The sequence below is a fragment of the Pontibacterium granulatum genome (genome assembly GCF_029961155.1).
GTDB classification, from domain to species: Bacteria; Pseudomonadota; Gammaproteobacteria; order Pseudomonadales; family Balneatricaceae; genus Pontibacterium; species Pontibacterium granulatum.
Genome location: NZ_JASBRH010000001.1, coordinates 209,590 through 224,962 on the forward strand (window position 1 = coordinate 209,590; position 15,373 = coordinate 224,962).

At 53.1% G+C, this 15,373-nt stretch carries 13 protein-coding genes; all 13 read right to left on the reverse strand.

The annotated features are described in order from the left end of the window. Nucleotides 1-46: 46 nt before the first annotated feature. Nucleotides 47-886: a peptidoglycan DD-metalloendopeptidase family protein gene (locus QKW35_RS01020; protein ID WP_282350214.1), complete on the reverse strand. Its 840-nt coding sequence runs from the start codon at nt 884-886 to the stop codon at nt 47-49. A 3-nt stretch (nt 887-889) separates the two neighbouring features. Further along, nucleotides 890-1,849 (reverse strand): polyprenyl-phosphate transporter, encoded by a 960-nt coding sequence (locus tag QKW35_RS01025; RefSeq protein ID WP_282350215.1) that lies wholly within the window; start codon nt 1,847-1,849, stop codon nt 890-892. Between the two features lie 2 nt (nt 1,850-1,851). Then, nucleotides 1,852-2,487, reverse strand: a complete 636-nt coding sequence (locus QKW35_RS01030; RefSeq protein ID WP_282350216.1) for a protein-L-isoaspartate(D-aspartate) O-methyltransferase — start codon at nt 2,485-2,487, stop codon at nt 1,852-1,854. A 26-nt stretch (nt 2,488-2,513) separates the two neighbouring features. Beyond that, nucleotides 2,514-3,263 carry a 5'/3'-nucleotidase SurE gene (gene surE / locus QKW35_RS01035; RefSeq protein WP_282350217.1) on the reverse strand — a complete coding sequence of 250 codons (750 nt, stop codon included), beginning with the start codon at nt 3,261-3,263 and terminating at the stop codon, nt 2,514-2,516. Then, complete coding sequence (gene truD / locus QKW35_RS01040) at nt 3,260-4,306, reverse strand: tRNA pseudouridine(13) synthase TruD (RefSeq protein ID WP_282350218.1); 1,047 nt, start codon at nt 4,304-4,306, stop codon at nt 3,260-3,262. Before truD ends, surE begins: the two co-directional genes overlap by 4 nt. Beyond that, entirely contained in the window at nt 4,303-4,602 is a 300-nt protein-coding gene (gene ftsB / locus QKW35_RS01045) for a cell division protein FtsB (protein WP_425607981.1), read from the reverse strand. The genes truD and ftsB overlap by 4 nt, the downstream gene beginning before the upstream one ends. 59 nt (nt 4,603-4,661) lie before the next feature. Continuing rightward, nucleotides 4,662-5,957: a phosphopyruvate hydratase gene (eno, locus tag QKW35_RS01050; protein WP_282350219.1), complete on the reverse strand. Its 1,296-nt coding sequence runs from the start codon at nt 5,955-5,957 to the stop codon at nt 4,662-4,664. Nucleotides 5,958-5,987: 30 nt separating this feature from the next. Then, a complete protein-coding gene (gene pyrG / locus QKW35_RS01055; protein ID WP_282350221.1) occupies nt 5,988-7,616 on the reverse strand; it encodes a CTP synthase in 1,629 nt (542 codons plus the stop codon). Nucleotides 7,617-7,670: 54 nt separating this feature from the next. Beyond that, nucleotides 7,671-8,981 carry a tRNA lysidine(34) synthetase TilS gene (gene tilS, locus QKW35_RS01060; RefSeq protein ID WP_282350223.1) on the reverse strand — a complete coding sequence of 437 codons (1,311 nt, stop codon included), beginning with the start codon at nt 8,979-8,981 and terminating at the stop codon, nt 7,671-7,673. 20 nt (nt 8,982-9,001) lie between these two features. Further along, nucleotides 9,002-9,964, reverse strand: coding sequence for an acetyl-CoA carboxylase carboxyl transferase subunit alpha (gene accA / locus QKW35_RS01065; protein WP_282350224.1), 963 nt, complete (start codon nt 9,962-9,964; stop codon nt 9,002-9,004). Between the two features lie 145 nt (nt 9,965-10,109). Next, nucleotides 10,110-13,601 carry a DNA polymerase III subunit alpha gene (dnaE, locus tag QKW35_RS01070; protein WP_282350225.1) on the reverse strand — a complete coding sequence of 1,164 codons (3,492 nt, stop codon included), beginning with the start codon at nt 13,599-13,601 and terminating at the stop codon, nt 10,110-10,112. Between the two features lie 13 nt (nt 13,602-13,614). Continuing rightward, the gene (rnhB, locus tag QKW35_RS01075) at nt 13,615-14,211 is read right to left on the reverse strand and encodes a ribonuclease HII (protein WP_282350226.1); all 597 of its coding nucleotides are present in this window, start codon (nt 14,209-14,211) and stop codon (nt 13,615-13,617) included. Further along, nucleotides 14,211-15,368 carry a lipid-A-disaccharide synthase gene (gene lpxB / locus QKW35_RS01080; RefSeq protein ID WP_282350227.1) on the reverse strand — a complete coding sequence of 386 codons (1,158 nt, stop codon included), beginning with the start codon at nt 15,366-15,368 and terminating at the stop codon, nt 14,211-14,213. Before lpxB ends, rnhB begins: the two co-directional genes overlap by 1 nt. Between the last annotated feature and the right edge of the window lie 5 nt (nt 15,369-15,373).

Here is a 15,373-nt window from a genome sequence, read left to right on the forward strand (position 1 = left end):
TCCTTTATCAAAAGCCACCCTATTCTAGTTATAGTCTGGAAACAACTTATTGTTTTTTGGGCAGATATCTTAACGGATTTACCGGCACACCATCGCGTCTGATTTCAAAATGAAGCATCACGCGCTCTGCGCCGCTACGCCCCATTTCGGCGATTTTATCACCAGCTGTAACCTTATCACTTTCTCTAACCAGAACGCGACTGTTATGCGCATATGCACTTAAAAAATTCTGGTTATGATCAATGATAATAAGATTACCATACCCCAACAGTCCGTTTCCTGCATAGACCACTGTTCCTGACGCTGCCGCAAATACAGGATCTCCTTTACGTCCTGCAAGGTTTAAGCCTTTATTGACTTGCCCCTTGGTCTTGAAGGACGTGATCAACCGTCCTTTACTTGGCCACTGCCAATGAATTCGACCTGCCGCGGACGCCGTCTTCTTAGGCCTGTTGGCCGATGCAGTTGAATTGGTACGCTTTTCAACTGTTTTCGGCGGCTTGATCTGCTTCTTTACCGGTTTTTTATCGGTTTTGCTGACAGTCGACGACTTGGCTGAAGTGCTTTTCGCTTGTGCGCTACTGTCTCGGACAATTTTTTGGGCGCTGGGTTTCAATACGAGGCGTTGCCCTGGATAGATCTGGTAATCGCCACTGATATTGTTTAGCCGCGCCACCGTGCGGTAACTAAGACCGTGGCGGAATGCGATTGAATAGAGCGTGTCGCCTTTACGCACGACGTACACAGATGAGGAGGAGACAGAGGGCGCCTGGCGTACAACCTTCGTTCGCGATCGGTCCTGTACCGGGACACTATGCGGAGCGGCGCAACCGGTGATCAACACCGCAACAAGCGCGGAAATCAGCCAAACTGCACCCTTTACCACCCATCACCCCTGACTCGGCTTGGTCCCTGCGGAACGGGCCAGCACAATGACCAAGATCGCTCCGAGCACCATCAGCGCCAAGGATATAGAGAGATACGCGTTCTGACCGGTCATGATTTCATAACTGCCGGGAAGAATATTTTCCTGAACCAGAGGCACCTCTTCGCCATGCCGATTGATGGTATAGGCTGTGGTGTATTTCCAAGGCCACACCTTGTTCAGCGAGCCCAGCATGAAGCCCCCCAGCAGCGCGAGCGTGGTTACACGGTAGGAAGCAAACATCCAGTTCAACACCCGTGAGAAGCTCAGCAAACCAATCACACAACCGACGGCAAACAACGCTAGCACCGGGATATCCATGGACTTTACAGCGCCGAGAATTGGCGCATACATACCCAGCAACAGTAGAATAAAACTACCTGAAATCCCCGGCAGAATCATTGCACAGATGGCAATCATGCCGGAAAAGAACACCATCAAGGATGTAGGTTCTACCGCAGCTGGAGCAATGGAGGTCACCATATAGGCCAGCACCGTACCCGTCAGAAAAGCCGTAAATGCATTTCCCCGCCAATCTTCAATCTGCCGCGCCACCAGCCAACTGGAGGCCAGAATGAGGCCAAAGAAAAAGGACCAGAGCATCTCAGGGTAATTAGCCAGCAGGAACAGCACCCCGCGCGCAAAGGTGGTGACGCTGAATAGGATCCCCAGCAACAGGGTGAGCAGGAAGGGGCCGTTCACATACCGCCATGTGGGACCAATCCCCTCCTTAAACAGGACTTGTACCGCCTCGGGGCCACAACGTTTAAGCGAGCCGATAAGCTCTTCGTAGATCCCCGTCATAAATGCGATCGTGCCACCGGATACGCCAGGGACCGCATCGGCAGCGCCCATCATCACACCTTTACCGGACAAAATCAGATAATCACGCCAATCCCGGCGCTGGTTTTCCCAGTTATCCATTGTTAACGCACAGTTCCACTTAGCAAAGGTACAAACTTGGCTGCTTCGACAACACGCGTGTCGAAGCTGTCCTCACCGGTACGCACAATCAGCTTTAATTCCTGCTGACGGGCGCCCACCGGGATAATCAAACGCCCACCGACAGTCAGCTGGGCCAGCAGCTCTGCTGGTACCTCTTCCGGCGCCGCTGTCACCAGAATACCATCAAAGGGGGCTTTTGCCGGCCAGCCCATACCTCCGTCACTATGCATCAATTGCACATTACGCAACTTCAGCAATTGCAGGCGTTTGCGTGCCTTATCCTGCAACGGCTTAATGCGCTCGACACTGAATACCTGATCGACCAACTGCGCCAGCACCGCGGTTTGATAACCAGAACCGGTCCCCACTTCCAGCACATTATGCAGCGGCCCCTCTGCCAGCAACAGCTCGGTCATTCGGGCCACACTGTAGGGTTGTGAGATGGTTTGATTAAAGCCAATCGGCAATGCCGTATCTTCATAGGCACGGTGCGACAGCGCCTCATCGATAAAAATATGGCGCGGCGTATCACGCACAACATCCAGCACGCGATCATCCTCAACCCCCTGCTCACGCAACCGCGCAATCAGCCGGTCGCGAGTGCGGCGCGAGGTCATGCCTATTCCTTCAAGGTTTAGATGGGTCACAGAATGCCCTCAAGCCAACTGCCCAAATTATCCATAGCTTCGTACTGAGTCATGTCGATCTGCAGCGGTGTAATCGATACATAACCCTGTTCTATTGCGAAGAAGTCGGTTCCAGGCTCACGATCAAGCACTTCACCGACACCTGCGATCCAGTAACGCTCGCACCCCCGCGGATCTTTAACCTTAACGGGCTTATCCGCCAGGCTGCGGTGCCCAAGGCGGGTAACATGTACGCCCTGAATCTGATCCATCGGCAGATCGGGCACGTTTACATTCAACACAGTACGTGGTGCCAGGTTCACCTTTGCTATACCCGCGACCATCAGACAGACAATCTCCGCTGCCGTTTCAAAGTACTGCGGATGATGGTTTGCAACAGATACGGCAATCGGCGGAAACTTACGATGACGCCCTTCGGTTGCGGCCGCGACAGTACCGGAGTACAGCACATCATCCCCCATATTCGCCCCGGCATTGATACCGGAGACAACAATATCCGGTTCAAAATCGAAGACTCCTGAGGTACCCAGATGAACACAGTCCGTTGGCGTCCCATTCACCCCAACGAAACCATTCTCATGACGGAAGGCCTCTAAAGGCCGATCCAGCGTCAGTGAGTTACTGGCGCCACTGCGGTTGCGGTCCGGGGCAACCACCTCAATCTCACAGTCCTGACGCAGGACTTTTGCCAGTGTTGCCAAACCTGGTGCAAACACACCGTCATCGTTAGAGATTAGTACCTTCATTCGCCCGTATTCTGTTCCGCAGTTTTAGCCTCGACCAACTCGCGCAATACACTTGTTGCAAAAGCGCCCGATGGCAGTTCAAATTGCAGCCACCATTGTCGTTCAGACTCGGCCTCAGCTTCAAGACCCAACGGCTGCAAACGCAGAGATCGTCGCTCCTGACGCAATCCCAGGTGCTCAAGCCGCTCCAACACTTCCGACCAGGGCTGCAACTGCTCAGCTTCCCATTGGCGGGAGTCAGCAATATTCAAAGGTTCTCCGCGCCCCCACATGGCACCGGTCAGATTAACATCACCGTCCGCAAGACGTTGCACTGTTTCCGGATCAATCACTTCTGCAACAAAGGTACTCTTCGACCCAGTCAGCATCAACGCATCACCAATCAGCAGTGTATCCCACAATTTCTGATCAATACGCTGGGACAACAGGTGATTAAAGCACCAAGAACGAACTGCTGATATATACATCCCTTTCTTTGCGCGCTGACGCTCTTTGCGTTCACCGCGCAGCAGCTCCAGACCTTTCTGCAAGTTACCGCCATCCTGGCCAAAGCGCTGCTCCCCAAAGTAGTTAGGGACACCTTGCTTGATCAGTTCCAACCGGGCAAGCAGCTCTTCAGGATGACTGACATCCCGCAGGCACAGGCGAAAGCGGTTGCCCTGCAATGCCCCCAAGCGCAACTTGCGCGGGTGGCGTACCGTTTTCAGGACCTCAATGGTATCACCACCAAACAAGTTCCAGTTAAGCACGCGATGTTGCGGCAATGCCACACTAAACCACTGTTCGGTAACCGCATGACGGTCCTTCTTGCCCGCATAGCCCACATCGCGTGGACTGATCTGGCAAAAGCGCGCCAACTGCCGGGCAACCCAATCGGTATTTTCACCAGTCTTACGGATATAGAGAAACAGGTGTTCACCTTCGCCTTCGGGCTCAAATCCCAACTGCTCAATAACCTGGAAATCTTCGTTACAACTGCGGATCAGCGCACTGCCTTCGGGTTTACCGTACAGGTAGCTGTATTGGGTGGGAAAACTGCTCACTCTTGGGGTGTACTCCGTCCAGGTTCAACCAGTTGAAAAAACGTCTCGCCCTCACGAATCATTCCCAGTTCGCTGCGGGCGCGCTCCTCAAGTGCAGATAACCCATTTTTGAGATCCTGCACTTCAGCTTCCAGCTGTTTGTTGCGTTGGCTAAGCGCCTGATTTTCTGCCTGTTGCTGCTCAATTTCCTGCTCCAGAGACCATACCTGGCGCAGGTTTGCCTCACCAAACCAGAGTCGGTACTGCAACGCAGCCAACAAAACCAAAAGCGTAATCAATAACCAGCGAAACATCATAGTCTTAAGTCAAAAAAGGGGGCTAAACGCCCCCTTTTAATCTTTTACGATTCAGACAATTAAGCCTGACCTTTAATTTCAGACAAGCCGTTGTAAACAGCCTCAGCACCCAACTCTTCCTCAATGCGCAGCAGGCGGTTGTACTTAGCTACACGGTCGGAACGGCACAGGGAACCGGTCTTAATCTGGCCTGCAGCTGTACCTACAGCCAGATCTGCAATAAAGGTGTCTTCAGTTTCACCGGAGCGGTGAGAGATCACTGCGGTAAAGCCTGCATCTTTTGCCATCTTGATCGCGTCCAGTGTTTCGGACAGGGAGCCGATCTGGTTGAACTTGATCAGGATGGAGTTACCGATACTCTGCTCAATACCACGCGCCAGGATCTTGGTGTTGGTTACGAACAGGTCGTCACCTACCAGTTGAACCTTGTCACCGATCTTCTTGGTCAGGTATGCCCAGCCATCCCAATCGGACTCATCCAGACCGTCTTCGATGGAAACGATCGGATAATTTTCGGTCAGGTTAGCCAGGTAGTCACTGAAACCTTCCGCGTCAAAGACTTTACCTTCACCTGCCAGGTCGTACTTGCCATCTTTGTAGAATTCGGAAGCCGCGCAGTCCAGCGCCAGTGTTACGTCTTTACCCAGCTCGTAACCCGCGTTGGAGATTGCTTCTTTGATTACAACCAGCGCTTCTTCGTTGGACGCCAGGTTAGGCGCGAAACCACCTTCGTCACCCACTGCAGTGTTCAGGCCTTTCGCCTTCAGAACCGCTTTCAGGGCGTGGAAGATCTCTGCACCGCAACGCAGACCTTCAGAGAACTTGTCGAAGTTAACCGGCTGAACCATGAATTCCTGGATGTCCACGTTGTTATCCGCGTGTTCACCACCGTTCAGGATGTTCATCATTGGCACAGGCAGAGAGAACTGACCCGCAGTACCGTTGATCTCAGCGATGTGCGCATACAGCGGCAGACCTTTTTCGGTTGCTGCTGCTTTCGCCGCTGCCAGAGAAACCGCCAGGATAGCGTTCGCACCCAGCTTCTCTTTGTTTTCAGTACCGTCCAGCTCCAGCATTTTGTTATCCAGAGCACGCTGATCAGTCGCGTCCATTCCAACCAAAGCGTCGCGAATAGCACCATTTACAGCCGCAACTGCTTTCTGTACGCCCTTACCCAGGTAGCGGCTTTTGTCACCGTCACGCAGTTCCAGCGCTTCGCGGGAGCCGGTGGATGCGCCGGATGGTGCGCAAGCAGAACCTACCACACCAGACGCCAGGATTACGTCAGCTTCTACAGTTGGGTTACCGCGAGAATCCAGAACTTCGCGCGCCTTGATATCAGCAATCTGTGCCATTCGATTAACTCCAGAAATTAATTAAATCTTTTACTGCTTCGCCTGATGGTCCAGCGCGGCTTTAATAAAGCCGGTAAACAGACCGTGGCCATCACGCGGGGTAGAAGTGAATTCGGGGTGGAACTGACAAGCAACGAACCATGGGTGATCCGGTACTTCAACCACTTCTACCAGCTCGCCGTCAACGGAGCGACCGGAGATACGCAGACCCGCTTCTTCCAGCTTGGCTACGTAATTGTTGTTCACTTCGTAGCGGTGACGGTGACGCTCGGTAACTTCAGTAGAGCCGTATGCAGCTGCTGCGGTAGATCCTTCCGCCAGATGGCAAACCTGCGCGCCCAGACGCATGGTACCGCCCAGATCGTCCTGCTCACCACGCGTTTCAACATCACCTTCAGAGGTGGTCCACTCGGTGATCAGACCAATAACCGGATGCTCTGCATCAGCTTTAAATTCAGAGGAGGTTGCACCTTCGATACCTGCAACGTGACGAGCAAATTCAATAACCGCCACCTGCATACCCAGACAGATCCCCAGGTAAGGCACCTTGTTCTCACGGGCATACTTAACCGCCTGGATCTTGCCTTCCACGCCACGCTCACCGAAACCACCTGGCACCAGGATCGCGCTCATGTCTTTCAGGATCTCAACGCCTTCACGCTCAACGCGCTCGGAGTCGATGTACTCGATGCGTACTTTGCGTTTCAGCGCGATACCCGCATGGCTGATCGCTTCGATCAGGGACTTGTAGGCATCCAGCAGTTCCATGTACTTACCCACCATTGCGATGGTCACTTCACCCTCAGGGTTCAGGTGTGCATCCGCAACAGCGTTCCATTCGTGCAGGTCGGGTTCAGCGCATTCCAGGTGGAAACGCTCAACCACGATGTCATCCAGGTGCTGATCTGCCAGCATCTGAGGAATGTTATAGATAGTATCGGCATCCGGCAGGGAGATAACTGCACGCTCTTCAACGTTGGTAAACAAAGACAGTTTACGACGGGAAGAATCCGGCAGCGGGCGTTCGGAACGGCATACCAGAATGTCTGGCTGAATACCGATGGAACGCAGCTCTTTAACAGAATGCTGAGAAGGCTTGGTTTTGGTTTCACCGGCAGTGGCAATGTATGGCACCAGTGTCAGGTGCATGAACATCGCACGGGAGAAGCCCAGCTCGGCTTTCAGCTGACGCACAGCTTCCAGGAACGGCAGGGATTCGATATCACCGACGGTACCACCGATCTCGACCAGTGCGACATCCGCATCGCCGGCCCCCTCGATCACGCGACGTTTGATCTCGTCGGTGATGTGAGGAATAACCTGTACGGTTCCACCCAGGTAGTCACCACGGCGCTCTTTTCGCAGCACGTGCTGGTAAATACGACCAGACGTGAAGTTGTTGCGCTTGGACATGGTGGTACGGATGAAACGTTCATAGTGACCCAAGTCCAGGTCCGTTTCCGCTCCATCTTCCGTAACGAACACCTCACCATGCTGAAATGGACTCATTGTGCCTGGATCTACGTTAATGTAAGGATCCAGCTTCAGCATGGTTACTTTAAGACCTCGGGCTTCCAGAATAGCAGCCAAAGAGGCAGATGCGATGCCTTTGCCCAAAGAGGACACAACACCGCCAGTGACGAAGATATATCGCGTCATGCAGAACCTGTAATTCGTGATTAAAACGAGGGAAAAACGTTATCAAAGATGGGGCTACAGGATACCAAACGAACGCGTGCGGGACAATGCGAAGCTATGCCACGATACGTTAAAACCACCGTTTTTCGTGTCCCAATTTTCACAAACACAGATCCCGGGCACCGCGACGACTTCATCATCCGATTTTAACAACGGCCAATGGGCTTTTAACCAAGGCGGTATTCCTGCTTCCTGCAGCAGCTTTTTCACTGTACAGCTTCCGCTTCGCCCAACGGGGCGGCAACGCTCGCCCCCCTTGCGGCGCTCAAGATAGATGCCGTCCAGTGTTTTGAGCCCCGTTTCTTCAGACTCGACCAACAAACAGCCATCCCCAAGTACATGCTCACCAAGACTCAACTCACTCAAGTTGAGCGGTTCGAGGGTTTCACGTTCAGTCAGGTAAAGTGCCTGCTGATAGCGACGGACCACCAGATCTCCCAGCCTAAGCTGCGGTTGTGCATCAACCCTGGCCGCAATCAGCGTTTTCTGAATTTCCAACAACTGTGTCTTGTTTAACAACAGACCACCACCCAACTCAACCCAGCGCCGCAGCAGATGATGCTGCCGCTCCTCTGAGAATCCCGCCATAGGTACGATCTGCAACTCCCCCATAGCGCCGATTAATGCGGCAAGATCCCGATCCAGGTATTCGTCCAGCAACCGATGTGATGCACGAAGTTGCTCTACCGTTGCCAAGCCTTGCTGACGAAAGCCGGGCCAACGCTGTTCAAGTAGCGGCACAATCTTAAGTCGCAAAAAGTTACGGTCATAAAGGTCCGATTGGTTACTAGGATCGCTGACCCACTGCAAACCGTGCTGCTCGGCATACGCCTCAAGCTCCTGACGGGTCGTCGCCAAGAGTGGGCGGTACAACTTACCCGACGCCAAATCACGGTGTTTCGGAATACCGGACAATCCCTTCAGACCAGCACCACGCAGCAAACGAAAGAGCAACGTTTCTACCTGATCATCACCGTGATGCGCCAACAGCAAACAATCGCCGCCGGTCATGATCGAATCAAAGGCAGCATAGCGTGCGCGTCGCGCGTCATCTTCTGAGTCCGACTTAGGGTAGACATCAAGAGTGGTATGCTTCAACCCAAGCAGCTCAGCTTGCGATAGGGAGAAGGCAGCCCAACTATCAGCCGGTTGCTGCAGGTGGTGGTTGATATGAACAACCAGAAGGCGATCAGGGGGCAGGATTTTGCTAGCCAGATGCAAAAGCACCTGTGAATCGAGCCCACCGCTATGGCCGATTAACCAGCGCTTGGGCTCGGGCATCTGCTGCAACTGTGCTTTAAAGCGTTGTTCAATTACAGCAGACATCAGGAGAAGTAAGCTTTCACTTACTGTTCGGAATTGATTCCGTAAGCCATCAGGCGCTCGTAACGACGCTCCAGCAGCTCATCTTCTGAGAAACCTTCCAGTTTCACCAACGTTTCCAGCAGGTGTTTTTTCAGGTTCGCAGCCATCAGCGCCTGATCACGGTGTGCACCACCCAGCGGCTCGCTCACCACCTGATCAACCAAGCCCAGTTCGAACAGACGATCGGCCGTAATCCCCATCGCCTTTGCGGCATCAGATGCACGCTCAGCGCTCTTCCACAGAATGGATGCACAGCCTTCAGGGGAAATCACGGAATAGGTGCCGTATTGCAGCATCAGCAACTCGTCACACACACCAATCGCCAGCGCACCACCGGAACCACCTTCACCAATCACGGTAGAGATAACCGGGGTTTTCAGGCTGGACAATTTCAGCAGGTTGAATGCAATCGCTTCGGACTGACCACGCTCTTCTGCGTCGATACCCGGGTAGGCCCCTGGTGTGTCGATGAATGTCATCACGGGCAGCTTAAAGCGCTCAGCCATCTCCATCAGACGCAGTGCTTTACGGTAACCTTCAGGACGTGGCATCCCGAAGTTACGTGACACCTTCTCTTTAACTTCGCGGCCTTTCTGATGACCGATCACCATCACCGGCTTGCCTTCGATACGTGCTATGCCACCTACGATTGCCTGGTCATCGGAAAAGTGTCGGTCGCCGTGTAACTCGTCAAAGTCATCAAAGATGTGCTTAACGTAGTCCAGGGTATATGGACGTTGCGGATGACGTGCCAACTGGGAGATCTGCCACGCAGACAGGTCAGAGAAGATGGACGCGGTCAGCGTACGGCTTTTCTCTTCCAGCTTTTCCAGTTCTTCGGAGATATTCAGACCGTCGTTGTCATCGCTGACCAAACGTAGTTCATCGATTTTTGCCTGCAGCTCAGCGATCGGCTGCTCAAAATCCAGGTAATTCGGATTCATGCTGTCCCGTTCTTATCAAAAATTCGTTACTTTGATCGGATCAAAAAATTGCACTAAGTGTACCTGCTTGCCCCTTTAAGGACCAGACTGGATAGGTCACTCATGCATCAATCTCTGCGCTTTCTGCATTCCGGCAGGAGATAGATCAGTAACGCAGTCTGACCGCATCACCGCCAAATTTATCCATCAACTTAATAATCAGTTCATCGTTGGCCTGTACTGCCCAGCTGGAACCCAATTTCAGCGTTGCCGACGCATCTTCCCGACGAAAGCGCAGCGTCACGGGAAGCGACCCGTTCCCGCGATAAGATTGCAAAATATCTGATAGTTCTTTCAGACGACGCCCGGCGAGGTGACTGGCATCACAACTGATCTCGACGCTGTTGGCATACTGGGCACGGGCCTGTGGAATATCGAGCACTTTACTGCCCTTAACCTTGATCCCGCCGGAGAAGTTATCCTCAGCCACTTCCCCTTCCACAATCAACACGGCATCTTTGTTGATCATGTTGCGCGCCTGCTCGTAGGTTTCGCCATACAAGGTGACGTCGATACGAGCACTGCGATCATCCAGAGTCACAAAGCAGATCGGGTCGCCTTTCTTGGTTTTCTTCAGGCGCAGATCTACGACTAAACCTGCCATTTTCTGAGTGGAGCCACGCACCGGCTGAACTTCCACAATCTTCTTGCTGATAAAGTTACGCAGCTCGGATTCGTACTCATCGATCGGGTGACCGGTCAGGTAGAGCCCCAGGGTATCTTTTTCACCTTGCAGACGCTCCTTGTCGGTCCACTCGCGTACCCGCTGGTATTTCTCATACGGATCGCTCTCGGATTCCTCTTCCGCCGCACCAAACAGGTCGAACATACCGGCATCCTGGTTGCGGGCATTTTGATCCGCTGCCTTCAAGGCATCCGGGATCGCCTCCCACAACACCGCTCGATGCGCCCCCATATTGTCCAGCGCACCAGAACGCACCAAGGCCTCCAAAACTCGCTTGTTCAGCTTCTTGGCACCTACACGCTCACAGAAATCGAACAGATCCTTAAATGGACCACCTTCCGCACGGGCCGACACAATGGCTTCAATCGGGCCTTCACCGACCCCCTTGATCGCACCCAGGCCGTAGATAATGACGCCTTCGTCATTCACGGTGAACATATACTCACCGCTGTTCACGTCCGGCAGCGCTGGCGGAATACCCATCTGGCGGCATTCCTCAATGAAGATCACCACTTTGTCGGTGTTCTGCATATCGGAGGACATTACTGCCGCCATAAACGGTGCCGGGTAATGCGCCTTCAGCCAAGCCGTCTGATAGGAGACCAGTGCATAAGCTGCAGAGTGGGATTTGTTAAAACCGTAACCTGCGAATTTCTCTACCAGGTCGAAGATATTCCCGGCCAGGTCTTTGTCGATGCCGTTTTCAACAGAACCATCAAGGAAGGATGCCCGCTGCTTCGCCATCTCCTCCGGTTTTTTCTTACCCATCGCACGACGCAGCATATCTGCCCCACCAAGGGTATAACCGGCCATCACCTGGGCGATCTGCATTACCTGTTCCTGATACAGGATGATGCCGTAGGTCGGTTCCAGAACTGGCTGTAGACTCTCGAGCTGGTAATCCGGGTGCGGCCATGCCATCTCGGCACGACCGTGCTTACGGTTAATAAAGTCGTCTACCATGCCCGACTGCAATGGGCCCGGACGGAACAGCGCCACCAGTGCGACGATGTCTTCAAAGCGAGACGGCAACAGACGGCGTACCAAATCCTTCATACCGCTGGATTCCAGCTGGAACACCGCAGTGGTCTCGGCTGCCTGCAACAGATCGAAGGTCTTTTTGTCTTCCAGATCGATCAGGGCGATATCGAGTGGCTCTTCACCCAGCTTCGCCTTTTTACCGTTAATCGTCCGCAATGCCCAGTCAATGATGGTCAGAGTCCTAAGCCCCAGGAAGTCGAACTTAACGAGACCGGCTTCTTCCACATCGTTTTTATCAAACTGGGTAACCAGGCCATTACCCTCTTCATCACAAAGGGTAGCGGCAAAGTCGGTAAGTTTGGTCGGCGCGATTACCACACCACCCGCGTGCTTACCGGTGCCACGGGTGACACCTTCCAGCTTGTAGGCCATATCCATGATCTCCTGAGCCTCTTCGCTGCTTGCAACGAAGTCACTCAGGAGCGGCTCCTGATCCATCGCCTTTTGGAGGGTGATCCCCACCTCAAACGGAATCAGCTTGGAGAGTTTGTCGGCCAGACCAAACGGCTTGCCCTGCACCCGCGCCACGTCACGCACTACCGCTTTTGCGGCCATGGTTCCGAACGTCACGATCTGGGACACCGCATCTCTTCCGTAGGTGCGGGCTACGTAGTCGATTACCTTATCGCGGTTATCCATGCAGAAGTCGATATCGAAGTCAGGCATGGATACACGTTCCGGGTTCAGGAATCGTTCGAACAGCAGGTCGTATTCCAGCGGATCCAGGTCGGTAATTTTCTGCGCATAGGCCACCAGAGAACCCGCACCGGAGCCTCGCCCTGGCCCTACAGGTACACCGTTTTCCTTACCCCACTTGATAAAGTCCATTACGATCAGGAAGTAGCCTGGGAAACCCATCTGGATAATGATGTCCAGCTCAAACTCCAGGCGGTCGTAATACTCTTTCTTCTTGGCGTCGTAGTCCGGATCATCCCTATCGAGAAGAATCTCGAGACGCTCATCAAGCCCCTCGTAGGACACCTTACGGAAGAAGTCATCCATCAACATCCCTTCCGGGATTGGGTACTTCGGCAGGTAGTAGGTCCCTAGCTCTATATCGATGTTACAGCGCTTGGCGATCTCTACTGTGTTCTCTAGCGCGCTCGGAATATCCTCAAACAGCTCAGCCATCTCTTCCGCGCTACGGAAGTATTGCTGCTCGCTGTAATTGCGCGGACGGGTTGGATCTTCCAGCGTCCGTCCCTGGTTGATGCAGACACGCACCTCGTGGGCTTCAAAATCGTCGGGTTTAACGAACATCACATCGTTGGTGGCCACAACCGGGCAACCCGTCGCATGGGCGAGCTCTACACTGCCGTGCACAACCTGCTCTTCTCCCACACGCCCTGTACGCTGCAGCTCCAAATAGAAGCGGTTGGGAAAGATCTGCATCCAACTTTCCAGCAACGACTGCGCGCTGCCATTGTCAGCCAGGATTGCACGTCCGATATCACCGTCTTTCGCGCCCGACAGCGCTATCAACCCTTCCGACTTTTCTATGATCCATTCTTTGGTAACGACGGCCTTATCCAGAACATAATTCTGCCCCTGTTCGTAGGCCAGCGAAATCAACTCCATCAGGTTGCGATAACCTTTGCCGTTATTGACCAACAGGGTCAACCGGCTCGGCGGCACCTCCGGCTGCTCCGGATCGTAAACCCAAATATCACTGCCACAGATCGGCTTAACGCCAGCACCCACCGCGGCTTTGTAGAATTTAACCAGTGCGAACAGGTTTACCTGATCGGTCATAGCGACGGCAGGCATCGCATTGGATTTCGCAGCCTTAACCAGCTCTTTAACTCGAACCAGTCCATCGACCAGAGAAAATTCGGTATGCACCCGCAGGTGTACAAATTTTGGATCAGCCATAAGCGGTATGCCGTTATTCTGCAATCAGTTCACGCACCGGACGAAAGCTTCGGCGGTGCTCGGCCAGCGGGCCGTGTTTTTTCAGAGCATCAAAATGTGCTGGCGTAGGATAACCTTTGTGCTTCGCAAAACCGTATTCTGGAAAACGGGCATCAAGTGCCTTCATCTCCCGATCGCGCACAACCTTTGCCAGAATAGAAGCAGCCGATATCTCTTTGATTTTGGAATCACCCTTCACCACCGGCTCGGATGGGCAAGGCAATTCAGGGCAGCGATTACCATCCACGTAAACGAACTCCGGCTGCACTGACAGGCCCAATACAGCTCTCTGCATCGCTAGCATAGTGGCATGCAGTATGTTCAATTCATCGATCTCAGCCGGTGTCGCTGAAGCCACACACCAGGCCAACGCTTTCTCTACGATTTCATCGTAAAGAAACTCACGTTTTTTTTCCGATAGTTTTTTCGAGTCCGCCAAGCCTTCAATCGGTCTGGCTGGATCAAGAATGACAGCAGCGGTCACCACGTTACCCACAAGAGGGCCTCGCCCGACTTCGTCAACGCCTGCAATCAACTGCTGCGCCGCAAAGTCAAATCCCATACTTTGCATCAAAGCACGCCCCTTGACTGCAAAAGGTGAACAATCGCATCTGCAGCCTTTTCATCCGCATCCATATTCAGTTGTTCGTGTATCTCTGCAAAGCGCACCGCGAGATGCGCGCGATAGGATTCATCCTGCAGTGCTTTCAGGACAGCAGGCCCAAGCACGTCGGGTTTAACTTCATCCTGTAGGATTTCCGGCACCAGCGCCTCATCCGCCAACAGATTTGGCAGAGAGATAAAGCGGCTTTTCACCATGCGCGAATAGATCGAATAGGTTAGCCCGGCCATCTTATAAGCCACAACCATCGGCTTTTGTAGCAACGTTGCTTCCAGCGTAGCGGTACCGGATGCGATCAAAATCGCATCGGAGATAGCCATCACTGCACGGGAGTTTTTCATCACCAGCTGTACGTTCAGATCGGAAAACCTTTCATTTATCAGCTGATGCAACTGATCGTGCCGATGCGCGTTGGCAGCAGGAATCACAAAGCGGACATGTTCGATACGCTCAGACAACCAGCGTGCCGTTTCCAGAAACGGTTCAGACAGATACTTTAACTCACTGCCACGACTACCCGGTAAAATGGCAATGATCGTTTCACCATCCTTAACAGCAAAACGCTTACGTGCCTCTACAACATTGACACTTGCCGGAATCTTAGTGGCCAGAGGGTGCCCTACAAATGCCACGCTCTGCTGCGTAGGGGCGTAGTGCTGGGCTTCAAACGGGAACAGGCTTAACACAAGATCAGTGGTCTTCTTGATCTTATAGATACGTTTTTGCTTCCATGCCCAAACTGATGGACTTACGTAGTGAACCGTTGGTATACCTGCATCTTTAAGCCAGCCTTCAAGCTTAAGATTAAAATCTGGCGCATCCACACCCACAAACAGATCTGGGGGGTTAGCCAAAAAATGATCTCTAAGCTTCCAGCGCACTTTCAGCAATTCAGGCAACCGACTCAGTACTTCAACCAGCCCCATAACAGAAAGACGTTCCATTGAAACATGCGAGCGGCAACCTGCGGCCAACATCAATTCACCGCCAATTCCCTCAAACTCTGCCTCAGGGAAGCGTTTTTTCAGCGCGTTGATCAGTCCGGAGCCGAGAATATCGCCGGACGCTTCTCCGGCGACGATGCCAATACGAATTGATTTAGACACGGCAG